At 60.4% G+C, this 22,677-nt stretch carries 20 protein-coding genes; 6 read left to right on the top strand and 14 right to left on the bottom strand.

Translation table 11 applies throughout. The features are described 5' to 3' along the window. Positions 1-78 precede the first annotated feature (78 nt). From mqo to ACL2XG_RS22860, 5 genes are all read left to right on the top strand, one after another. On the top strand, positions 79-1,698 hold the full coding sequence (gene mqo, locus ACL2XG_RS22880) for a malate dehydrogenase (quinone) (protein ID WP_410014018.1): 1,620 nt from the start codon (positions 79-81) through the stop codon (positions 1,696-1,698). A gap of 262 nt (positions 1,699-1,960) precedes the next feature. Continuing rightward, positions 1,961-5,176, top strand: a complete 3,216-nt coding sequence (locus ACL2XG_RS22875) for a beta-galactosidase (RefSeq protein WP_413721170.1) — start codon at positions 1,961-1,963, stop codon at positions 5,174-5,176. Beyond that, positions 5,169-5,621, top strand: coding sequence for an N-acetyltransferase family protein (locus tag ACL2XG_RS22870; RefSeq protein WP_413721171.1), 453 nt, complete (start codon positions 5,169-5,171; stop codon positions 5,619-5,621). Before ACL2XG_RS22875 ends, ACL2XG_RS22870 begins: the two co-directional genes overlap by 8 nt. 145 nt (positions 5,622-5,766) lie before the next feature. Beyond that, positions 5,767-6,801, top strand: coding sequence for a M4 family metallopeptidase (locus tag ACL2XG_RS22865; RefSeq protein ID WP_413721172.1), 1,035 nt, complete (start codon positions 5,767-5,769; stop codon positions 6,799-6,801). 80 nt (positions 6,802-6,881) lie between these two features. Continuing rightward, positions 6,882-7,223 (top strand): protealysin inhibitor emfourin, encoded by a 342-nt coding sequence (locus ACL2XG_RS22860; protein ID WP_410014014.1) that lies wholly within the window; start codon positions 6,882-6,884, stop codon positions 7,221-7,223. Here ACL2XG_RS22860 and ACL2XG_RS22855 read toward each other — a convergent pair. From ACL2XG_RS22855 to ndk, 10 genes are all read right to left on the bottom strand, one after another. Continuing rightward, positions 7,220-7,441, bottom strand: coding sequence for a zinc ribbon domain-containing protein (locus ACL2XG_RS22855; RefSeq protein ID WP_410014013.1), 222 nt, complete (start codon positions 7,439-7,441; stop codon positions 7,220-7,222). The genes ACL2XG_RS22860 and ACL2XG_RS22855 overlap by 4 nt on opposite strands. Positions 7,442-7,522: 81 nt before the next feature. Further along, positions 7,523-9,004, bottom strand: a complete 1,482-nt coding sequence (gene der / locus ACL2XG_RS22850; RefSeq protein WP_413721173.1) for a ribosome biogenesis GTPase Der — start codon at positions 9,002-9,004, stop codon at positions 7,523-7,525. Between the two features lie 137 nt (positions 9,005-9,141). Continuing rightward, positions 9,142-10,323: an outer membrane protein assembly factor BamB gene (bamB, locus tag ACL2XG_RS22845; protein WP_410014011.1), complete on the bottom strand. Its 1,182-nt coding sequence runs from the start codon at positions 10,321-10,323 to the stop codon at positions 9,142-9,144. Positions 10,324-10,333: 10 nt separating this feature from the next. Next, entirely contained in the window at positions 10,334-10,957 is a 624-nt protein-coding gene (locus ACL2XG_RS22840) for a YfgM family protein (RefSeq protein WP_410014010.1), read from the bottom strand. Positions 10,958-10,970: 13 nt separating this feature from the next. Next, positions 10,971-12,245, bottom strand: a complete 1,275-nt coding sequence (hisS, locus tag ACL2XG_RS22835; RefSeq protein WP_410014009.1) for a histidine--tRNA ligase — start codon at positions 12,243-12,245, stop codon at positions 10,971-10,973. A 23-nt stretch (positions 12,246-12,268) separates the two neighbouring features. Next, positions 12,269-13,390, bottom strand: a complete 1,122-nt coding sequence (gene ispG, locus ACL2XG_RS22830) for a flavodoxin-dependent (E)-4-hydroxy-3-methylbut-2-enyl-diphosphate synthase (RefSeq protein WP_413721174.1) — start codon at positions 13,388-13,390, stop codon at positions 12,269-12,271. Between the two features lie 31 nt (positions 13,391-13,421). After that, entirely contained in the window at positions 13,422-14,408 is a 987-nt protein-coding gene (rodZ, locus tag ACL2XG_RS22825; RefSeq protein WP_413721175.1) for a cytoskeleton protein RodZ, read from the bottom strand. Next, positions 14,398-15,153: a type IV pilus biogenesis/stability protein PilW gene (gene pilW / locus ACL2XG_RS22820; RefSeq protein ID WP_410014006.1), complete on the bottom strand. Its 756-nt coding sequence runs from the start codon at positions 15,151-15,153 to the stop codon at positions 14,398-14,400. The genes rodZ and pilW overlap by 11 nt, the downstream gene beginning before the upstream one ends. Before the next feature lie 83 nt (positions 15,154-15,236). After that, complete coding sequence (locus ACL2XG_RS22815) at positions 15,237-16,433, bottom strand: bifunctional tRNA (adenosine(37)-C2)-methyltransferase TrmG/ribosomal RNA large subunit methyltransferase RlmN (RefSeq protein ID WP_410014005.1); 1,197 nt, start codon at positions 16,431-16,433, stop codon at positions 15,237-15,239. A gap of 180 nt (positions 16,434-16,613) precedes the next feature. Continuing rightward, positions 16,614-17,045, bottom strand: coding sequence for a nucleoside-diphosphate kinase (ndk, locus tag ACL2XG_RS22810; protein WP_331122459.1), 432 nt, complete (start codon positions 17,043-17,045; stop codon positions 16,614-16,616). Between the two features lie 498 nt (positions 17,046-17,543). Here ndk and sseA point away from each other — a divergent pair, with 498 nt between their 5' ends. Further along, a complete protein-coding gene (gene sseA, locus ACL2XG_RS22805) occupies positions 17,544-18,386 on the top strand; it encodes a 3-mercaptopyruvate sulfurtransferase (RefSeq protein WP_413721176.1) in 843 nt (280 codons plus the stop codon). Positions 18,387-18,498: 112 nt separating this feature from the next. Here sseA and sseB read toward each other — a convergent pair whose 3' ends face one another. The 4 genes from sseB to iscR form a co-directional block, all read right to left on the bottom strand. Further along, positions 18,499-19,293: an enhanced serine sensitivity protein SseB gene (gene sseB / locus ACL2XG_RS22800; RefSeq protein WP_413721177.1), complete on the bottom strand. Its 795-nt coding sequence runs from the start codon at positions 19,291-19,293 to the stop codon at positions 18,499-18,501. Between the two features lie 118 nt (positions 19,294-19,411). Next, entirely contained in the window at positions 19,412-20,710 is a 1,299-nt protein-coding gene (gene pepB / locus ACL2XG_RS22795) for an aminopeptidase PepB (protein ID WP_413721178.1), read from the bottom strand. Between the two features lie 155 nt (positions 20,711-20,865). Next, complete coding sequence (locus tag ACL2XG_RS22790; protein WP_413721179.1) at positions 20,866-22,080, bottom strand: IscS subfamily cysteine desulfurase; 1,215 nt, start codon at positions 22,078-22,080, stop codon at positions 20,866-20,868. A gap of 51 nt (positions 22,081-22,131) precedes the next feature. Further along, the gene (iscR, locus tag ACL2XG_RS22785) at positions 22,132-22,632 is read right to left on the bottom strand and encodes a Fe-S cluster assembly transcriptional regulator IscR (protein WP_413721180.1); all 501 of its coding nucleotides are present in this window, start codon (positions 22,630-22,632) and stop codon (positions 22,132-22,134) included. Positions 22,633-22,677: the final 45 nt, after the last annotated feature.

The raw sequence follows: 22,677 nt of genomic DNA, 5'->3' as shown, positions 1-22,677 counted from the left end.
AGACAGTATTGGGCTCAAAGCAACCTCAATAATATTGCCCTGCGGTATACTTAATTTTCTTAAATAGAGACACTGCGCATGAAAGAGCATTTCATCGCACCCCTTTGCATGAATTTGTTGGCATCGTCCCAACGGCAAACGGCTGCGAATAACGCCCCGGTGGATGTTGTCCTGATCGGCGGTGGAGTCATGAGCGCTACGCTTGGAACCTACCTTAAGGAACTTGAGCCAGACTGGACCATCAATATGTATGAGCGTCTGGATAAGACCGCGGAAGAGAGCTCCAATGGCTGGAATAACGCCGGCACCGGCCATGCGGCGTACTGCGAGTTAAATTACACCCCGGAAATGGCCGACGGCTCGATTGATATCACCAAAGCGGTGGCGGTCAACGAGGCGTATGAAATTTCCCGCCAATTCTGGGCCTATCTGGTAAAAAATAATATTCTCGGCGCCCCCAAATCCTTTATTAATAACGTTCCCCATATGAGTTTTGTCTGGGGGGAGGAAAACGTTAATTTCCTGCGCAAGCGTTATGCCGCGTTGCAGGGCAGCACGTTATTCCAGGGCATGGAATATACCGAGGACAGCCACGTCATCAGGCAGTGGGCGCCGATGATCATGGCGGGCCGCGACACGTTCCAAAAGGTGGCGGCCACGCGCATGGCCATGGGCACCGACGTCAACTTCGGCGAACTGACGCGGCAGATGCTCGCCGCGCTGGAACGGCGGCCGAACGTTAACCTGCACCTGCGCCACGACGTGCTGGATATCAGCCGCAACGACGACAGTACCTGGACGGTAAAAGTCGCCGACCTGAACAACAACGGCCGGCAAAGCTCGGTGCGCGCACGCCATATTTTTATCGGCGCCGGCGGCGCGTCGCTGACGCTGCTGCAAAAATCCGGCATTCCCGAAGCCCGGGGTTATGCCGGCTTTCCGGTGGGCGGCAAATTCCTGGTGACCACCCGGCCTGAGGTGGTCAACGGCCATCTGGCGAAAGTTTACGGCAAGGCGTCGGTCGGCGCGCCGCCGATGTCGGTGCCGCATATCGATACCCGCATGCTGGACGGCGAGCGCACCCTGCTGTTCGGCCCCTACGCCACGTTCAGCAGTAAATTCCTTAAACGCGGCTCCTGGTTTGATTTGTTCGGTTCGCTGACGTGGCAGAACCTGATGCCGATGATCCGTGTCGGCCTGGATAATTTCGGCCTGCTGGGATACCTGGTGAGTCAATCGTTTATGTCGGATAAAAAACGGCTGGCGGCGCTGAAGGAATATTATCCCGAGGCCAGGCTGGAGGATTGGGAACTGACCGACGCGGGCCAGCGGGTGCAAATCATTAAAAAAGACGCCAGGAAAGGCGGCATCCTGCAGTTCGGCACCGAGGTGGTCAGCTCGGCGGACGGCAGTCTGTCGGCGCTGCTTGGCGCGTCGCCCGGCGCCTCGACCGCCGCGCCGATTATGCTGCAACTGCTTGAGAGCATGTTCAAAGAGCAGGCGGCCTCCCCCGCCTGGCGCGCCAAGCTCCAGGAAATCATCCCCTCCTACGGCCGCCCGCTCGACGGCAGCGTTGAAATGACCAATAAAATACGCGCCTATACCAGCGGGATCCTGCAGCTGGCCTGCGTCGAGGCTACCCAGGGCAGCGCCGCCGGGTCCGCCGGCCTGTGGGATACCTTGCCCAAAGCCATCTAGCCCACACAGCGGCCGGCTATGCGCCGGCCGCCCGCCGCGGCAAGCAAGCGCCCGGCGGTCATCGCGTTTTTTCCCCCGCCAAGCCGCCTTGCCCCGGCGGCCGGGTGCACGGACCCTGAACGCCCCTGTCCGCCGTTTGGCGATGGCGTATACATTGGCATTTAACTGAAATACTATGTGAACAAAGTACATGCTTTCCCTGCCGGCCATGGCATCACCGCCAAAGACGCCCGGGCAATCATCACCCTAAAGAAGGTATGCCATGCCGCTATCCCCGACACAAGAAAACAGCCCGGCATCGTCGTTATCCTCGCTGGCGGCGGTGCTGGCGCGCGGGGATTGGCAAAATCCCGGCGCGACCCATTACCGCAGGCTGCCCGCCCATCCGCCCTTCCATAGCTGGCGCGACGAGGAACTGGCGCGTCGGGACACCGAAAGCGAACAACGCCGTTCCCTGGACGGCGAATGGCGTTTCAGCTATTTCCCACGCCCCCAGGCGGTACCGGAAAGCTGGCTGGAGGACGATCTGCCCGGCGCGCAGGCCATGGCCGTGCCGTCAAACTGGCAAACCGCCGGTTATGACCGGCCCATTTATACCAATGTCAAATACCCTATCCCGGTCAATCCGCCCTATGTGCCCGAGGATAATCCCACTGGCTGCTATTCGCGGGATATTCTGCTGCCCGACGGCTGGGCCGGCCAGGGCCGGACGCGGATTATTTTCAACGGCGTTAATTCGGCGTTTTATTTGTGGTGCAACGGACACTGGGTGGGGTATTCGCAGGATAGCCGCCTGCCGGCGGAATTTGACCTGAGCGATTATGTGCATCAGGGCCGCAACCGGCTTTGTGTTTTAGTGTTGCGCTGGAGCGACGGCAGCTATCTGGAAGATCAGGATATGTGGCGTATGAGCGGCATTTTCCGCCCGGTGTCCCTGCTGCATAAACCGCCGGTCGGTTTTACGGATATCCGTATTCACACCCGGCTGGATGCCCTGTTGCATGACGCCGTGCTGGACGTGGACATCGCGATTACCCCTCAGGCCGCCGGCGCCGCCTCGGACTATAGCGTCGAGGTCGCCCTCTGGCGGGGTGACCTGCGCGTGGCCGCTCAATGTTCTGCGCTCGGCAGCGCGATAATCGACGAGCGCGGCCGCTATCCGGAGCGGGTTACCCTGGCGCTGCCGGTGGCCGCGCCGCGCCTGTGGAGCGCCGAAACGCCGGATTTATACCGGGCGGTGGTGGCGCTGCGCGACGGCCGGGGCGCGCTGGTGGAAGCCGAGGCATATGACGTAGGCTTTCGCCGGGTGGAGATACGCGACGGCCTGCTGCGCCTTAACGGCCAGCCGCTGCTGATCCGCGGCGTTAACCGTCACGAGCATCACCCGGCCCATGGCCAGGTCATGGACGAAGAAACGATGCGCCGGGATATCCTGTTGCTGAAACAGAATAATTTCAACGCGGTGCGCTGTTCGCATTACCCCAACCATCCGCTGTGGTATCGGTTATGCGATCGGTATGGCCTGTACGTGGTGGATGAAGCCAATATCGAAACGCACGGCATGGAACCCATGAGCCGGCTGGCCGACGACCCGGCCTGGTTTGCGGCATTCAGCGAACGGGTTACGCGCATGGTGCAATGCAACGGCAATCATGCCAGCATCATCATCTGGTCGCTGGGTAACGAGTCCGGCCACGGCGCCACCCATGACGCCTTGTATCAGTGGGTGAAAGCCCATGATCCCAGCCGGCCGGTGCAGTATGAAGGGGGCGGGGCCAATACCCGCGCCACCGATATCATCTGCCCGATGTATGCGCGCGTCGATGAAGATCAGCCGTTCCCGGCGGTGCCGAAATGGTCGATAAAAAAATGGATCGGCCTGCCCGATGAGCAGCGTCCGCTGATTTTATGCGAGTATGCCCACGCCATGGGCAACAGCCTGGGTGGTTTTGCCGCGTATTGGCGCGCCTTCCGCCAGCATCCGCGCCTGCAGGGCGGCTTTATCTGGGACTGGGCGGATCAGGCGCTCGAGCGCCAGGACGGCGAAGGCCGGATGTTCTGGGCCTACGGCGGCGATTTCGGCGATACCCCAAACGATCGCCAGTTCTGCCTTAACGGCCTGGTGTTTCCCGACCGCACCCCTCATCCGGCCCTGGTGGAGGCAAAGCACCAGCAGCAGTTTTTCCAGTTCCGCCTGCTGGACACCCGGCCGCTGAAAATAGACGTCGCCAGCGAATATCTGTTTCGCGCCAGCGATAACGAGCTGCTGCGCTGGACCCTTGAATGCGACGGCGATCCGCTGTTAAGCGGCGCGACGCCGCTGCGGCTGGCGCCGGGGCAACATGCCGCGCTGACGTTAGGCGACCTTCCGCCGCAGGCGGAAAAGGCGGGCGAATGGTATCTGCGCGTCAGCGTCGAGCAGCCTGCCGCCACCCCCTGGTCCCCCGCCGGACATCAGGCGGCTTGGGCGCACTGGAAACTGGCCCGCGGGTTTATGGCGCCCATCGTCCCCGGCCCCTCCCGCCCGACGGACGAAACGCCCAGTCTGACTGAGAATGCCGGCGAGTTTATCGTCCGCCATCACGATCAGCGCTGGATGGTGGATAAACAGCGCGGCCAGTTAACCCAGTGGTATCGCGGCGACGCGCCGGGTCTGCTCAGTCCCTTGACCGATCAGTTTATCCGCGCGCCGCTGGATAACGATATCGGCATCAGCGAAGCGGACTGCGTCGACCCCAACGCCTGGGTGGAGCGCTGGCGCGCCGCCGGCCTGTATGACCTTGAGCACCGCTGCCTGCGGCTTTGCGCCGATCAATTGGCGGATCGGGTTGTGTTCGAGGCGGTACACGGCTATTTCCACCAGGATCGCCTGCTGCTGCAAAGCCACTGGCACACGACCATCGACCATGCCGGCCAGATGGAAAACCGGGTCCGGGTGGTGGTGTCGCCGTCCCTGCCGCCCCTGGCGCGCGTCGGCGCGGCATGCCAGCTCGCCCCCGGCGCGCAGGAGGTGTCCTGGCTGGGGCTGGGGCCGCACGAAAACTATCCCGATCGCCTCGCCTCGGCGCAATTCTCCCGCTGGCGCCTGCCGCTGGATAAGATGTATACGCCTTATATTTTCCCGGTGGAAAACGGCCTGCGCTGTTTTACCCGTGAAGTGGCCTTCGGCGACTGGCGGATCGACGGCAATTTTCATTTTTCCCTTAGCCCCTACGGCACCGGGCAGCTCACCCGCGCCACCCACTGGCATTTGCTGCGACCGGAACCGGGCCTGTGGCTGCATCTGGACGCCCGCCATATGGGCGTGGGCGGCGATGACTCCTGGAGCCCGAGCGTGCATCAGGATTATCTGCTCTGTGAGCGGGAATATGATTACAGGTTACGTTGGCGGCGGGTATCCCTTGACAGCGCGGCCATTTTATCGCCAACACCGGTATCAACCTCGACCATACCGGACCGGGGAGGCGCCCATGACTGATGATACCAGGATAGTTATCCGTCCCATGACGCTTGCAGATAAAGAGGAATGGAAATTCCTCTGGCGCCGTTATTTAAGTTTTTACTCCACCATCCGCGACGATGCGCTATATGAGCATACCTTCGCGCGCCTGCTCGACCCGGCCTGCCCCGGCATGTTTGCCTATGTGGCGCTGTTGCAGGGGCATCTTATCGGCCTGGTCAATTGTATCGTGCACGATCACGGCTGGTATCATGAAAAAGTCGTGTACCTGCAGGACCTGTATGTGGAGGAATCGGCGCGCGGCAAAGGCGCGGGCCGGCAGCTGATCGAACGGGTTTACGCCCATGCGGACAGCCACGGCATGGCCAATGTGTACTGGACGACGCGCACCACGAACCATTCCGCCATGAAACTGTATGACAAGGTGGCCCATAAGACCGATTTTATCAAATACCAACGCTAGCCCCGCGGCGGGTGAGCCCGGTTTCTGGCGCGCCGCCCGCCACCGGCAACGACCTGCCGGCAGCCAAGGCTTAGCGATCCGCTTTGGTCGCGATGATAAAAACCCCTATACTTTAATAAAATGCTAATTATTGATAGGGGGTAAAATGGAAAACCTATACCGGCGGCACCTGAGCGTTATTCCACCCTATATACTGCGGCGCATTATCGAAAAAGGCAGCGAACACCAGCGCCAGTATGCCCGGCATACCCTGAACCATGTCTATAGCCTGATGGGACAGAACCCGGTGGCGGCCCGTTACCAGCCGACGGCGCAAGCCGGCACGGTGGAACGCGCCATTTATGACGCGCATAACACCACTAACCTGCCCGGCAAGGCGGTGCGGCGGGAAGGCCAGACGGCGGGGAACGACGTTGCGGTCAATGAAGCCTACGATTACCTGGGCGTCACCTACGATTTTTATTGGCAGGTGTTCCAGCGCAACTCGCTGGACGCCAAAGGGTTGCCGCTGACCGGCACCGTGCATTACGGTACCGATTACCAAAATGCCTTCTGGAACGGTGAACAAATGATATTTGGCGATGGCGACGGTGAAATATTTAACCGATTTACCATCGCTATCGACGTGGTGGCCCATGAATTAACCCACGGCGTCACGGAATCCGAGGCGAATTTAATCTACTTTGAACAGGCGGGCGCGCTTAACGAGTCGCTGTCGGACGTCTTCGGTTCGCTGGTGAAACAATATCACCTGGGACAAACCGCCAAACAGGCCGACTGGATCATTGGCGCCGGTTTGCTGGCCGCCACCATCAAGGGCAAAGGGCTGCGCTCGATGGCCAAGCCCGGCAGCGCCTACGACGACCCGGTGCTCGGCAAGGATCCCCAGCCCGCCGACATGGCCGGTTTTGTGCACACCCGCGAGGACAATGGCGGCGTGCATCTCAACTCCGGCATTCCCAACCGGGCGTTTTACCTGGCGGCCATAGCCCTGGGCGGCCATGCCTGGGAAAAAGCGGGGGCTATCTGGTACGCCACGCTGTGCGATAGCCAGTTAAAACAAAACGCCGACTTCGCCGCTTTCGCCAGACTGACCGTGAAACACGCCGGCGAGCGTTTTGCCGCTAAAGAGGCCAAGGCGGTGGAGCAGGCCTGGCGCGAGGTGGGCGTATTGTCTTAAGGCCCGTGCCGTTCGCCTCGGCAAGGGCCGGCATGCGGCCCGGAGTGGGTGTTGCGTTGACATAATGCCGGGAGAGCCTGATGGACCTGTTATCTTTATTAAACGAGCATGCGGTGATTGAACTGTCGCGCGAGGGGGGCTTTGCCTATATTCCCAAGCTTGCCGCCCAACAGCGTTTTGCCCTGTGCGACCTGTCGTCGGCGCAGCGGGAGCAGTTGTGCCATCTGGTCAGCCGCGTGGCGCTGCTGGCCCAGCACAGCGGGCAGAACCGCGCGCCCGGCAGCGGCGATCAGCGGTTTTACCGCATCCTGATCGTCGGCCAACCGCCGGGAGAGGCGCAGCCGGCACAGGCCGAAATCGTGGTGCCGGAGAGCAGCGCGCCGCCGGAATTGGAAATTTTATGGCAAAAGGGGACGTTTTAAAGCGCGGCGTAATGCCAGTCCACCCTTTTCCTGGAAATCAGGCCGTCGCCGCGCGGACAGAAATAATCCACCGCGCCGCAGGCCTTAAGCACGTCCAAGGGCTGCCCGCAGTCGGGACAGATAGCCTGCGCCTGAAAGCGGCGACGGCAATGCTCGCAAACCTGATCTTCGCCGTCGGCCTGCATCGGACCGGCGCATACCGGACACCGTGGCGTCATGATCGCCTCCCCCTTTCCCACGTGTAGCCGCACCCGGCCGCAATTCACCCGCTTAGCGCGGACCCGGTGGGCATCGCGTGCTTATTTACTTTTTTTAATGTGACTAATCAAACGCTTGCGTTTACGCATCTGGTTCGGCGTCAGCTTGTTATGCTTGCCGGCGAACGGGTTTTCCCCTTCATTGAACTGGATACGGATCGGCGTGCCCATGATTTCCAGCGAGCGGCGGAAATAATTCATCAGGTAGCGTTTATAGGAGTCCGGCAGGTTTTTGACCTGGGTGCCGTGGATCACCACAATCGGCGGATTATAACCGCCGGCATGGGCATATTTCGGTTTCACCCGGCGCCCGCGCACCAACGGCGGCTGATGCTCTTCCACCGCCATTTGCATGATTTTGGTCAGCATCGCGGTGCTGATGCGCTTGGTGGAGCAACGATAGGCTTCATTCACCGATTCGAATAGGTTGCCCACGCCGCTGCCGTGCAGGGCGGAAATAAAGTGCACCCGGGCAAAGTCGATAAAGCCCAGACGCATATCCAGGGTTTCCTTGACCTCGTCCTTGATCTCCTGCGTCAGGCCGTCCCATTTGTTCACCGCGATCACCAGCGATCGCCCGCTGTTAAGGATAAAGCCCAGCAGCGACAGGTCCTGATCCGAAATCCCCTCGCGGGCATCAATAATCAGCAGCACCACGTTGGCGTCTTCGATGGCCTGCAGGGTCTTGATCACCGAGAATTTCTCCACCGTCTCGGTAATCTTGCCGCGCTTGCGCACCCCGGCGGTATCGATAAGGATATATTCCCGCTCGTCGCGCACCATGGGGATATAGATACTGTCGCGGGTTGTGCCCGGCATATCGTAGACCACCACGCGATCCTCGCCCAGGATACGGTTGGTCAGGGTGGATTTGCCGACATTAGGACGCCCGACGATGGCCAGCTTGATCGGCAGGGACTGCGGATCGAACGCTTCTTCCTCGTCCTGCGGGATTTCGTAATCGTCCTCGTCTTCTTCGGTCCAGGGTTCCATGCCGGGATACTCGATAGGCTCCTCGACCGCGCCGCCATCGCCTACCAGCGGTAGCAAGACTTCTTCCATCAGGGCACTAACGCCGCGGCCATGGGAGGCGGCAATGGCGAAGACTTCACCCAGCCCGAGGGAATAAAAATCGCCCACCGCGCTCTCGGCATCAATGCCGTCGGTTTTGTTGGCTACCACCACCGTGGTTTTCTGCCGGCTGCGCAGGTGTTTGGCAATGCCCTGATCCGCCGCCATCAGTCCGGCGCGGCCGTCGACCAGGAACAGCACGATATCCGCTTCCTCGATCGCCACCAGCGACTGCCCGGCCATACGGGTTTCGACGCCATCCTCGGTGCCGTCGATACCGCCGGTGTCAACGACGATATACTCATGGCCTTCCCATTCTGCACGACCATACTTGCGGTCACGCGTCAGCCCCGGAAAATCCGCCACCAACGCATCGCGGGTATGCGTTAACCGATTAAACAGGGTGGATTTTCCTACATTCGGGCGCCCGACCAGCGCGACGACAGGTATCATTGTTACAACCTCATCAGGTAATTTTTCTGTTTCAGCACTTAATCAGGCTGATTATATAAGACAAAACGGCTCCTGAACATGTCAGGAGCCGTTAATGACCCGCGCGCCCAGACGTCAGCGGCGGATAAGCACAGGCATTAGCGGGTAAAGGCGTACACCTCGCCGCCGTTGGCCTGCAACAGCAGCTTGCCGCCGGCAACCACCGGATTGCTTTGCAAGCCGGAGCTGTCCACCTTAACCTGCGCGACAAAACGTCCGTCGTCGGTATTGATCCAGTGCATATAGCCCTCCGAGTCGCCAACGACGATATACCCGTCGAACAGCACCGGCGACGTCAGGTTGCGGTGCAGCAGCTCGCTTTGGCGCCACAGGGTAACGCCGCCCTGGGTATCCAGCGCAATCAGGCGATCGTCCTGATCGACCAGGTAAATGCGGCCGCCTTCGACGATAAGATCGTTGACCGAACCGATTTCACGGCGCCAGATAATTTGCCCGGAACGCAGATCCAGCGCCGCCAGGTTGCCGTTATAGGCCAACGCGTAGACCACGTTATTGACCACCACCGGCGTCATGTTGACATCACCGAGACGCGCGATTTCCGTCGCGCCGCTCGGCTGGGAAATACGCTGCTGCCAGATCAGCTGGCCCTGGGTCATCATCACCGCGCTGACCCGGCCGTTATCGCCGCCGACGATGGCCGCGCCAAACGCCGGCGTCGGCGCCGATTCGCCGCGCAGGGTCAGCGGCGGCATATCGAGGTTAACCGTCCACTTCACGGCGCCGTCGGTTTCGTTAAGACCCTGCAGCATGCCGTTGCTGGTATGGACCAGCACCAGGCCGTCGCTGACCACCGGCGTCGACAAGGCTTCGCCCGCCACCTTGGCCTGCCAGGCGATGGTGCCGTCCTCGGCGTTCAGCGCATAGACCTGGGCCTTTTCGCTGCCGACGAAAACATGCCCGTTGGCCACGGCCAGGCCGCCGGATAACAGCGCGGGAAGATTACGCGACAGGAAACCGGTCTTTTCCGACAGGTCCACCGACCAGATTTCCTTGCCGGTATCAATATCCATCGCGGTTACGGTACCGCGGCGGTCCGCGGCGAACACGCGGTTATCCTGCCAGGCGGGACGCAGGTTGGAGTAAAACTCGCCGGTACCATTACCGACCGAGCGGCTCCATACCTGGGTAGGCTGAAACTGATTGTCCACTTTCGGCAGCGGGGACATGGTCACCACATCTTCTTCACCGCTAAACCAGGAACAGCCGCTGAGCAAGGCAACGGAAATCAGACCTACGAAAAATGTTTTACGCAATTGCATGGGGTCCCTCTTAGCTGGACAGGTTATTCAGTTTCATGCGCAACAAGGCTTGTAATGCCTGAGGCGGGTTCGCTTTAAGCGCTTTATCGTACGCTTCACGCGCCGCTTGATTATTGCCTTTGATGACCTGCGCGTCGCCACGGGCATCTTCCACTAATGCCGACCAGCCGGCATGCGTTTCTTTTTCCAGGGTCTTCAGCGCGCCGTCGACGTTTTTCGCCTCGATCTGGACACGCGCCAGACGAATGTTTATCAGCGCCTGCAGGTTTTCTTCATTGGTCTGGGTCAGCGCTTTTTGCAGCTGCTTTTCGGCGGCGGCGAAATTACCGTTATCCACATAAAAACGCGCCAGATCCATGGAGGTCAGGGCGCCATAATTATTGTTGTTGGCGTCGGCGAATTTCTGCGCTGCGTCGACGGCGGGCGGGGCGGCGTCGTGGGTCAGCGCCGTGTTCACCTGCTGCCATGACGCAGACGACGCCATCATGGCGTCATTTTGATGGTTATGCCAATAACGCCAGCCCACCAACGCGGCGATACCGATGACCACGCCGATAACCAGCGCTTTACCGTTATCCGCAAAGAACCGACTGAGCGCTTCGCGCTGTTCGTTTTCCGAGCTGTAGACTTCCACGTGGTCCTTCTCCTTAACCTAATATCGATGCCAGGCGCGCCGCGACATCGCTTTGCGCCAGCGTTTCCTGGTCGCCCGTGGCCAAATTCTTCATCACCACCTGTTGGGCGGCGACTTCGTCCTCACCGAGCACCAGGGCCAGGCGCGCGCCCCATTTGTCGGCCCGGCCGAACTGCTTCTTAAAATTACCGCCGCCGTAATTGGTCATTAACCGCAGGTCGGGCAAGGCGTCGCGGATTTGCTCCGCCAGCGCCATTGCCGCGCCCTGGGTCTCATTGCCGGAGGAAATGAGGTAGACATCCACCACCGCCCTGGGCTTGAACTGCGGGTTCGCTTCCCGCACCAGCAGCACCAGGCGCTCCAGCCCCATGGCAAACCCTACCGCCGGCGTGGCGCGCCCGCCCAGTTGCTCGACCAGCCCGTCGTAACGGCCGCCGGCGCAGACGGTGCCCTGCGCGCCAAGGCTGGTGGTGACCCATTCAAAAACGGTACGGTTATAATAATCCAGGCCGCGCACTAAACGCGGATTAACCGTATATGGGATACCGGCCCGCGCTAAAAGTTCACACAGGCCGTCAAAGTGTTCGCGCGACTCGTCGTCAAGGTAGTCGGTCAAGACCGGCGCATCGTTCAGCAAGGCCTGGATGCCGGCATTTTTGGAGTCAAGTACGCGCAGCGGATTGGTATGCATGCGCCGGCGGCAATCATCGTCCAGCGCCTCCTCATGCTGCTCGAGGAAAGCCACCAGCGCCTCGCGATACCGCGCGCGCGCGTCCAGCGAGCCGATGGAATTCAGTTCCAGCGCCACATGTCCGTCGATGCCCAGCGCCCGCCACCAGCGCGCGGTCAGCAAAATCAGCTCCGCATCGACATCCGGCCCCGCCAGGCCGAACACCTCGACGCCCAGCTGATGGAACTGGCGATAGCGGCCTTTTTGCGGGCGCTCATAGCGGAACATCGGGCCAATATACCACAACCGCTGTTCCTGGTTGTACAGCAAGCCGTGTTCAATCCCCGCGCGCACGCAGCCCGCCGTGCCTTCCGGGCGCAGCGTCAGGCTTTCGCCGTTGCGATCCTCGAAGGTGTACATCTCTTTTTCCACGACATCGGTTACCTCGCCGATGGCGCGCTTGAACAAGGGCGTCTGCTCAACGATGGGCAGGCGAATTTCGCTATAACCGTAACCGGCCAGGACGTTCTTAAGCGTGCCTTCAATGCGCTGCCAGACAGCCGTATCTTCCGGCAAATAGTCGTTCATGCCGCGAATGGCCTGGATGTTCTTTGCCATGTCGATTCTCTTCGGGTTTTGAGTTACTTATCAATCAAATTAACGGTAATGCGATTGCTTTCATCAAGCATTGCCGCCTTAGCGCGAATTTTAGCCTCGAGCTGATCTATCATCTGCTCGTTATCAAAACGATCCCGCTGGCGCACGCCGTCTTCATAGAAACCGCTTTTATTATGGCCGCCGGTAACGCCGATGGTCGAGACCAGGGCTTCGCCCGGACCGTTGACCACGCAGCCGATAATCGAGATGTCCATCGGCGTGACAATGTCCTCCAGGCGCTGTTCGAGGGCGTTGACGGTGCCGATGACATCAAACTCCTGCCGCGAGCAGGTCGGGCAGGCGATAAAATTGATGCCGCGCGCGCGGATGCGCAGGGACTTGAGGATATCGAATCCCACCTTCACTTCCTCAACCGGGTCGGCCGCCAGCGAGATACGCAGGGTGTCGCCGATGCCCTCGCTCAGCAGCATCCCCAGGCCGATGGCGGATTTCACCGAGCCGCTGCGCATGCCGCCCGCTTCGGTAATGCCCAGATGCAGGGGCTGCTCGATGCGCGCGGCCAGCAGGCGGTAGGACTGCACCGCCAGGAAAACGTCGGACGCCTTGACGCTGACCTTAAACTGGTCGAAATTCAGTTTTTCCAGGATATCCACATGGCGCATGGCCGATTCCAGCAGGGCCTCGGGCGTGGGTTCGCCATACTTTTCCTGGATATCCCGCTCCAGCGAGCCGGCGTTGACGCCGATGCGGATCGGGATGTTTTTATCGCGGGCGCAGTCCACCACCGAGCGGATGCGCGCCTCGCTGCCGATATTGCCGGGATTGATGCGCAGGCAATCGACGCCGTACTCCGCCACTTTCAGCGCGATGCGGTAATCAAAATGGATATCGGCCACCAGGGGAACATTGACCTGCTGCTTGATAAGCCGGAAAGCCTCCGCCGCATCCATGGTGGGTACGGAAACGCGCACGATATCGACGCCCACGCGCTCAAGCGCCTGGATTTGCTTCACCGTCGCCGCCACGTCGGTGGTGCGGGTATTGGTCATCGACTGCACGGCAATAGGCGCGCCGTCGCCGATGGGCACGTTGCCTACGTTAATCCGGGTCGATTTGCGGCGGTTAATGGGTGCTTTATTATGCATTATGTTCTCTCCATAATTGCCGAACAGAAGCTTAGTTAGCCGCTATTGTAAATCGGGCAACCTGGTTTGACCTGACATAACGGCTAAGATCAACCGGCTTGCCCTGGAACTCAATCTGTACCGCGGCCGGCGCGCCGATTTTCAATTTATAGGGGGCCTGACCCGCCAGGTTAAGCTTGCCGCCGCTGCGCTGGGTGCCGCTGAACAGCTTCTTGCCGCTGGCATCCGAGACTTCGAGCCAGCAATCCGCGGTAAAATTCATCACCAGTCCGCCGCCGGCGGTGGTGTCGGACGGCGCCGGCGCGGGCTGTGATTCAGCCGGGGCGGGCGTGGGGGCGGAGCTTGCCGCGCTGTTGGGGGCCGGCACGGCCGCGCCCTGGGGCGTGGCGGGCTGGGGCGTTGCTGGCTGCGCCGCGGCGGGCGACTGGGCTAGCGGCACCGAATGCGCTTCGCTCTCCGCAGGCTGGTCGGCGGGGGGTTGCCCCACCTCGTCGGTGGACGTATTGTCGCCGCCGTTCTGGGCGGCGGCGGTATTATCGCTATCCGCCCCCGTCGCAAGCCGGTTGGAGGACTGATCGGCCATATCGGTAATATCCTGCTGCTGCGCCTGGTGATTTTGCCACCACCACGCGCCGGTCAGGCCGATGACCACGAATAAAATCAGCCAGGTGAACCCCATCAGCCAACCGTCCCGTTTTTTGCGGGTTTTCCCGAGGGAAAAACTCTGCATCGGAGCAACCTTCGAGGCCCGGATCGGCGCCTGTTTCGCCATCATCGGCAGGAGTTCTTCCTCAGAGACATGGACCAATCGGGCATAGGAGCGGATGTAGCCGCGTAAAAAGGTCGAGGCCAGGTTGGGGTTGGCTTTATCCTCTTCTATTTCCCTGACGGTAGTGACCTTCAGGCACAGGCGTTCCGCCACGGCCTGCTGGCTCAAACCCATTTGTTCACGGGCCTGACGCAGGCGTCCGCCTGTCGTCGTCGGTACTGCTTGATCTTGGAGGGCTTCAGTATTCATTAGCTAGGAACTGCTGGTACTGTTTAGATTGTGGAAAACTTCGCGCAAGCCGTGCGCCATAACGTTGTACGTCATTCTGGCGTCCCGCTAACGCAGCGAAACGAATCTGTAACCATAAACTTTCAGCGCTTGCCGGAAGAATATGCTGATAAACATCCAATAATAGTTGTGCTTTGTCGCCTTTCCCTTCACTGAATTGCCGGTCTGCTTCCGCCAGCAAAGGCACGCCTTTCTCCGGATCGTATTTTAGCGCGCGGCTGAGCAACGTCCGCGCCTCTTCTTTTTGGCCGGCCTTATAAAAGCAATAACCGGCGTTTTCCAGGCTGTCGGCAACCAGACCATAATCCGCCGCTTGCGCCGCGGCGGCAAACTGTTGTTGCGCCGGTACATACTGCCCTAAACTACATAAAAACGCACCGTAATTATTCAGAACAGTGGCGTTTTGCGGCGCCAGTTTCAGCGCCAGCCGGTAACGGCTGTCAGCGGCGTCGTTTTCACCGACCCGCTGCTCATAAAGCGCCATGCCCAGCTGCGTACGGTAATCGTCCGGCGCCGCTTTGACCGCCTTGGCGAGATTTTGCCGCGCCGCGTCAAGGTTATTGGCGGCCAGGTACTCCATGCCCAGCTGCAAACGCGTTTGCGCGGACTGGGCGGAAACATCGGTCGGCGGTTTTTCGCCGGCGCATCCATTCAATAAGGCAATAACCACTACTGCTGCTATCCCACTTAACCGCGTCAGCGTCATGCTTGTTCCCTTTATCCTGTTCTGTGAGCGTCCATGCCGTTAATCAAGGCGCGCGGACTCAATCCCGATGCCGTTTCCCGGCGTCAAACCGCCTTGACGTCGATCGGCTGGCCCGCCATACGCTTGCGCAGCGTTCTTTTGGTGCGATCGATGACGTCGCCGGCCAGCTGGCCGCAGGCGGCGTCGATATCGTCGCCCCGGGTCTTACGCACGATCGTGGTAAAACCATATTCCATTAATACTTTTGAAAACCGATCGATGCGGCTGTTGGAACTACGGCCGTAGGGCGCCCCGGGGAAGGGATTCCAGGGGATCAGGTTGATCTTGCACGGCGTGTCTTTCAGGCATTCCGCCAGTTGGTGGGCATGTTCAGTGCCGTCGTTGATATGATCCAGCATGACGTATTCCACCGTGACCCGTCCCTGGTTGGCATTGGATTTATCCAGGTAACGCCGCACCGAGCCGAGGAACGTTTCGATATTGTACTTTTTATTAATCGGCACGATTTCATCACGGATGGCATCGGTGGGCGCGTGCAGGGAAATAGCCAGCGCCACGTCAATCATTTCACCGAGCTTATCCAACGCCGGCACCACGCCCGAGGTCGACAGCGTCACCCGGCGCTTGGACAGGCCGAAGCCAAAATCGTCCATCATGATTTCCATTGCCGGCACCACATTGTTGAGGTTCAGCAGCGGTTCGCCCATGCCCATCATCACCACGTTGGTGATCGGACGCTGGCCGGTGACGCCGACGGCGCCGATAATCCTGGCGGCGCGCCATACCTGGCCGATAATTTCCGATACGCGCAGGTTGCGGTTGAACCCCTGCTGGCCCGTGGAGCAGAAAGTGCATTGCAGCGCGCAGCCCACCTGCGACGACACGCACAGGGTGGCGCGATCGTCTTCCGGGATATAGACCGTTTCCACCTGCTGGTCGCCGACCTTGATGGCCCATTTGATGGTGCCGTCGGTGGAGCGCTGCTCGGTCGCCACTTCGGGCGCGCGGATTTCGGTCAGCTCTTTTAACCTGGCGCGCAGATGTTTGTTGATGTCGGTCATCTGGTCGAAATCATCGCAGCAATAGTGATACATCCACTTCATCACCTGATCGGCGCGAAAGGGTTTTTCACCCAGGCCGGCGAAGAATTCCCGCATCTGCTGGCGGTTCATGTCCAGCAGGTTCAGTTTTTGATGGGCGGACGCGCCAGCCGGTGGCGCCGATGCGGGCGCGTCGGACAAGGCGTCCGAGACTGCCGCGGTGATAAGTTGTTCTGACATAATGTAGAAATGCCTCGTTATTACACGTTATGGCGTGGAAAAGATAAAAAAAGCCCCGGAGAGAGTGCGGACTAACTCCTCGTCAACTCCTGATCCGGGGCGCATTGGAAATAGATTTTAGCGCAGAGCCGCGCGGCTTAAAAGCATAAGCCCGGCTTTTTTATCGATAATGCGCGACGCTTAGCGTGTGCGCGGGCAGATTTCGTCATCACTGAAGAAATAAGCAATTTCCCGCGCGGCGGATTCCGCCGAGTCGGAACCATGCACCGCGTTTTCGGTAAAGCTGTCTGCGTAGTCGGCGCGCAGGGTGCCGGCCAGGGCGTTGGCCGGGTTGGTGGCGCCCATGATGTCGCGGTGACGGTGCACGGCGTTTTCACTTTCCAGTACCTGGACCATAACCGGTCCGGAGATCATAAAACCCACCAGTCCATCAAAGAAGGGTTTGCCCTGGTGCTCGGCGTAAAAACCTTCAGCCTGTTCGCGGGTAAGGTGCAACATTTTTGCTGCAACCAGAGTAAAACCGGCGCTTTCATAACGGTTAAAAATCGCGCCAATGGCATTCTTTGCCACCGCATTGGGTTTTAAGATGGATAAAGTACGTTCTATCGACATTATGACCTCTATGTTACACAGCAATGGAAGACCGGGTTAATCAGTTGTTATGCCGGCCTGTTTAAGTGGCGCAGATTATAGGGATCGGACAGCCGCTTGCCTACCAGAAATGCAACATTCCATTAAAAAAAATGCAGCTTATTCCCTACTTTTCAAGGGGCTATTCTATTTTCCATAAATAAAAAATAAATTCTAGCGTAATTTTCATCCAACCGGCGAGATTGTCCCGCCGGGACGCCGACGTGGGCTAAGTGCTTGAGGCCGACGCAATTTATGCGCAGGACGTTAACATTATCATCGGGACGAAAACGCGTCCTATCCGTCATTTTCCGCGTTTAGGCCGTGCAAAGCCGGTTTCGGCGCCGGCATGCGGATAACGGCGGCGGCCAGCGCCGTCTTCCTCTTGTCCGGCGCGGAAAAATCGCTGACAATGCCGGTTATCTTACCGCTGCGCGGCGGGCGCCTCTGCGCCCGCCGGGCCGTTACCGGAGAGCCCGCATGAATTCATCCCTGTTTGTTGCCCCAGACTGGCTGGCCGAGCGCCTGGACGATCCCGAGGTAAGGGTTATCGATGCCCGTATGCTGCCGCCAGGCTACCAGGGGCCGCGCGACCTTTATCAGGAGTATCTCGACGGACATTTGCCGGGGGCGGTTTTTTTTGATGTGGAAGCCCTCTCGGACAACGCCAGCCCCCTGCCCCATATGCTGCCGCGCCCGGAGGATTTTGCCCGCGACATGGCGCAGTTGGGCATCAGCGATGACCAGCACCTGGTGATTTACGACGACGGCTCGCTGTTTTCCGCGCCCAGGGTATGGTGGATGCTGCGTATTGCCGGCGTCGGACAGGTGTCGTTGCTGGCGGGCGGACTGGCGGGGTGGCGGCAGGCCGGCCTGCCGCTGGCGCAGGGTCCGGTGCCCGCGGCGCCGGGCGTCTTTACGGGCCGGTTTGCCGCGGACAAAGTCCGGGATATAGCCCAGATGCGGCGCCTCATCGCCGGACGGTCGGCGCAGATTGTCGATGCCCGCCCCGCCGCCCGCTTCAGCGGACAGGCGCCTGAACCGCGTCCCGGCCTGCGCATGGGCCATATCCCCGGCAGCGTCAATGTGCCCTGGAACACGCTGGTGGCGGACGGGCGGTTAAAATCCGCTGACGCGCTGCGGGCGCTGTTCGCCGATGCGGGGGTGGATTTGCGCCGGCCGCTGGTGGCCAGCTGCGGGTCCGGTGTTACCGCCGCGGTGGTGGTGCTGGCGCTGACGGCCCTGGGGGTGGAGGATGTGGCGCTGTACGACGGGTCCTGGAGCGAATGGGGCGGTCGGGACGATGTCCCCGTCGCCGACTGAGTTGGCGTGACGTCCGAAACGGGCATGGCGGGCAGGAAGAATAACGCGTAGCGCGCCGGCAGTGTTTTGCCGTCACAGGCGGCGCCCCCGGCGCGGGCGCGGGGACGCGATGTCAATGTTTGCCGCTGTCGCGCACGGTGCGCAGCCAACTGCCCCATTTGCGCTCGTAAAACGGCGTAATATGATGGATAAAGTAGTGGCTGATGCCCGGTTCCTCCTGTCCGACCAGGCAGATATCCACCGGCTCCTCGTCCGGCGCGGTATCGGTGGCAACCCGCCCCACCGCCTGGATGGTCGCTTCCTCATCGCCCTCGCACTCCAGCCCAATCAGCCAGTGCGGCTTCTCCTGCGGGGAGTCCTGCACCTGGACGACAAACGCCCGGCGCACCTGCTTGATATCCGCGAATAGCCGGGTGAGCGAGTCGATCATCTGCGCGGGTTTTTCCGCCGGATCGCTTAGCGTAATACGCATTTCGCCCTCCAGGATCTCCCGCTCGGTCAAGGCGTCGCCTTCATTCATCATAAGGGCGGTAATTTCATCCGGCCCGAAGGCTTTGCCGTACGGCAGCTTAGGGTTCAGGAACAGCTCCGCGCCGGCGGTCATGGCAAACAGGGTGCGGGCGGGCAGCGCCAGGAACGGCTGGGTCTGGCTCACGGCCTGTTGCAGTGCGTCAAGTGAGGTAAAAAAAGGAATGGCGGTGGTGCCGTCCGGTTTTTCCCAGTGCTGCAAATTGACCGGCTGTTCCCCGTCGTGGCGGGCGGCGCCGGCAATCCAGCCGTCCCCCGCGTCGCCGAGGACATACACCGTGGATTCCAGCAACAGGCTGAAAAAGGCCGGACGATGGGCCGGCTCGTTGGCCGCCAGCGCCAGCGCCTGTTCCAGCGCATTATCGAGGGATGCTTTCATGACGTATTTCCTGCAATCACGTCCCGGCCGCCGGCAGGGTCACCGCACGGCGGCCAGGGAAAACCAAAGCGACAGCATAACCGGCCTCAGGGCCGCCGGTGTGCCGCCAAATGCCCTATTATTCCGCCGCCTGGGCCAGCAACAGGTTGGCCAGGGTGCGGACGCCCAGTCCGGTGGCGCCGGCCGACCACTGGTCCACGGCGCTCTTGCGATAGGTCGCGGAACAGTCGATATGCAGCCAGCCCTGACGGTAGTTTTCGACAAAGTGCGACAGGAACGCCGCGGCGGTGCTGGCGCCGGCGCTATGCGCCGCGCCCGCCACGTTGCTCAGGTCGGCGAAATTGGACGGCAGCTGCGCGCGATGGAACTCCGCCAGCGGCAGGCGCCAGAACGGTTCGTTTTCCGCCGCCGCGCTCTCCAGCAACGATTGGGCCAGGACATCGTCAAAGCTGAATAAGGCGTGGAAATCATTGCCCAGCGCGGTCTTGGCGGCGCCGGTCAGCGTGGCGCAGTCGATGATAATGCGCGGTTTTTTCGCCGACGCGTCGATCAGGCCGTCCGCCAGCACCAGCCGCCCCTCGGCGTCGGTATTCATCACCTCGACGCTCTTACCGTTACGATAGCGGATGATATCGCCTAACTTGAAGGCGTTGCCGCTGACCATATTATCGGCGCAGCACAGATAAAGACGCACGCGCTGTTTCAGGCCGCGGGCGATGGCCAGCGCCAGCGCGCCGGTCACCGTGGCCGCGCCGCCCATATCGGACTTCATCGAATCCATAAAGCTGCTGCCTTTCAGGCTATAGCCGCCGGTATCGAAGGTAATGCCTTTCCCCACCAGGCAGGCCAGCACCGGCGCGTCGGGATTGCCGCCCGGGTTATAGTCCAGCGACAGCAGCACCGGCTGGCGATCGGAACCACGGCCGACGGTGTGCAAGCCCATATAGTTTTTGTCGCGCAAATCCTCGGCCTTGGTGATCTTATAGCTGATGTCGTCGCAGGCGACGGAGCACATGATATCCACCGCGCGCTGCGCCAGCTGTTCCGGCCCCAGCTCTTCCGCCGGGGTATTAATGGTGTGGCGTACCCAGTCGATGATCTTCAGCCGGTTATCCAGCTCCAGCCTGGCCGCGGCGTCAAGCTCGGGCCAGGATACCTCGCGCTGTCCCTTCGGCCCGCGATAGCCTTGCCAAAAGGACCAGCAGCCCTCGAGGTCCCAGAGTTCGCCGTCGAGGCGCACATGCCTGACGCCCTGCCCGTCGATTTTGCGCGCCGCGCGCTGGATCGCCGCCAGACGGTTTTCACCCGTCAGGTGGATGGTCATGCCGCGATCGTTCACGCTCAGCAGCGCTTTTTCGCCCCAGCGGGCGTCGGCGGGGGTGGTTGCCAGCATCACCGGCATCGCTTCGGTTGTCATAACCAGGCTCCTAGAGTTTTTATGTTTAATCCCATGCCGTGCGTATCCCGCGCGGTGACGGTTAATCGTGATTTGACAGGATATTACCTGAAAGGGCGGACGTTATCACCGGCCAGGATGACCAGCCGGGATGACAAGGAGATGACAGGAGCCGCTTAGCGGCGGACCCAGTCGGCGCCGCTGCGCTGCGCGCCCTGTTTGTACATGCCCCACTGCGGCGAAAGCTCACGCAGGCGGCCGATGGCCTGATGCACCACCTGGATGGCGTAGTCGATCTCTTCCGCGGTGGTATAACGCCCGAGCGAAAAACGAATGGAGCTGTGGGCCAGCTCGTCTTCCACGCCCAGGGCGCGTAGCACGTAGGACGGCTCCAGGCTGGCGGACGTGCAGGCGGACCCGGACGACACCGCCAGATCCTTTAACGCCATGATAAGCGATTCGCCATCCACGTAGTTAAAACCGACGTTAAGAATATTTGGCGCGCCCTGCGCCAGGTCGCCATTGAGATAGATTTCCTCGATATCCTTCAGCCCCTGCCACAAGCGGTCGCGCAGAGCCCGCAGGCGAGGCGTTTCGGTAGCCATTTCTTCTTTGGCGATGCGGTAGGCCTCGCCCATGCCGACAATCTGGTGCACCGGCAACGTGCCGGAACGCATGCCGCGCTCATGGCCGCCGCCATGCATCTGGGCGTCAATGCGTACCCGCGGCTTACGGCAAACATACAGCGCGCCGATGCCTTTCGGCCCATAAATTTTATGGCCGGAAAAAGACATCAGATCAACGTGCAGTTGGCTGAGATCGATAGGCAGCTTGCCGACGCTCTGGGTGGCGTCCACATGCAGCAGTATGCCGCGGCTGCGGCACAACTCGCCGAGCGCGGCGATATCCTGTATCACGCCGATTTCGTTGTTGACGTGCATGATGGACACCAGGATGGTGTCGGCGCGCATGGCGTCCTGCACCTGTTGCAGCAGAATAATACCGTTGCGCTGCGGCGCCAGGTAAGTGACCTCGAAACCCTCGCGCTCAAGCTCGGCGCAGGTATCAAGCACGGCTTTGTGTTCGGTTTGACTGGTGATGATATGGCGGCCTTTCCCTTGGTGAAAGGTGGCCGCGCCTTTGATCGCCAGGTTATCGGATTCTGTCGCGCCGGAGGTAAACACGATTTCGCGCGGGTCGGCGCCCACCAGCTCGGCTATCTGGTTGCGCGCAATGTCCACCGCTTCTTCGGCCTGCCAGCCAAAACGGTGCGAGCGGGAAGCGGGATTGCCGAAAGTACCGTCCATGGTGAGATACTGCATCATTTTTTCAGCCACACGCGGATCGGCTGGCGTGGTGGCGGAATAATCCAGGTAGATCGGTAGTTTCATTGCTCATATGCCCCTGAAACACTGCGTATATCGCAGCCGTCGTATTTCTGCTTATGCGCGCAGATTAACGTTAATGGTTTCCTGTATACGTCCGTTGGCGGTAGCGGTGCGGCGGATATCGTTGTTTTGCCGATCGGCCACGTCCAGGACTTCTTCGTTATTGACCAGTTCGGCCAGAGAGATATTATTGAGGAAATCACTGATGCGCACGCTGAGATCGCGCCACAGGGTGTGGGTCAGGCAGCGTTCGCCGTTTTGACAGGCTTCTTTTCCCTGGCAACGGGTGGCGTCGACGGATTCATCGACCGCGGTGATAATGGCGCCGACGGCAATCTGATCCGCCGCCTTGCCCAACAGATAACCGCCGCCCGGTCCGCGCACGCTGGCCACCAGGTCATGCTTGCGCAAGCGGGAAAACAGCTGTTCGAGATAAGAGAGGGAAATGCCCTGGCGTTCGGAAATTTCAGCGAGGGGAACTGGCCCCTCGTTGGAATGCAGCGCAACGTCGAGCATGGCGGTAACCGCATAACGGCCTTTGGATGTCAGTCTCATAATGGTGGTCCCGGTGGGTGAAATATCGTAAAAGTCTGCCATTCC

The organism is Sodalis sp. RH24, assembly GCF_047324145.1.
In the GTDB taxonomy this organism is placed as follows: Bacteria; Pseudomonadota; Gammaproteobacteria; order Enterobacterales; family Enterobacteriaceae; genus Acerihabitans.
The sequence above is the reverse complement of the archived record's forward strand: the minus strand, read 5'-3'. Positions and strand labels throughout refer to the sequence as shown.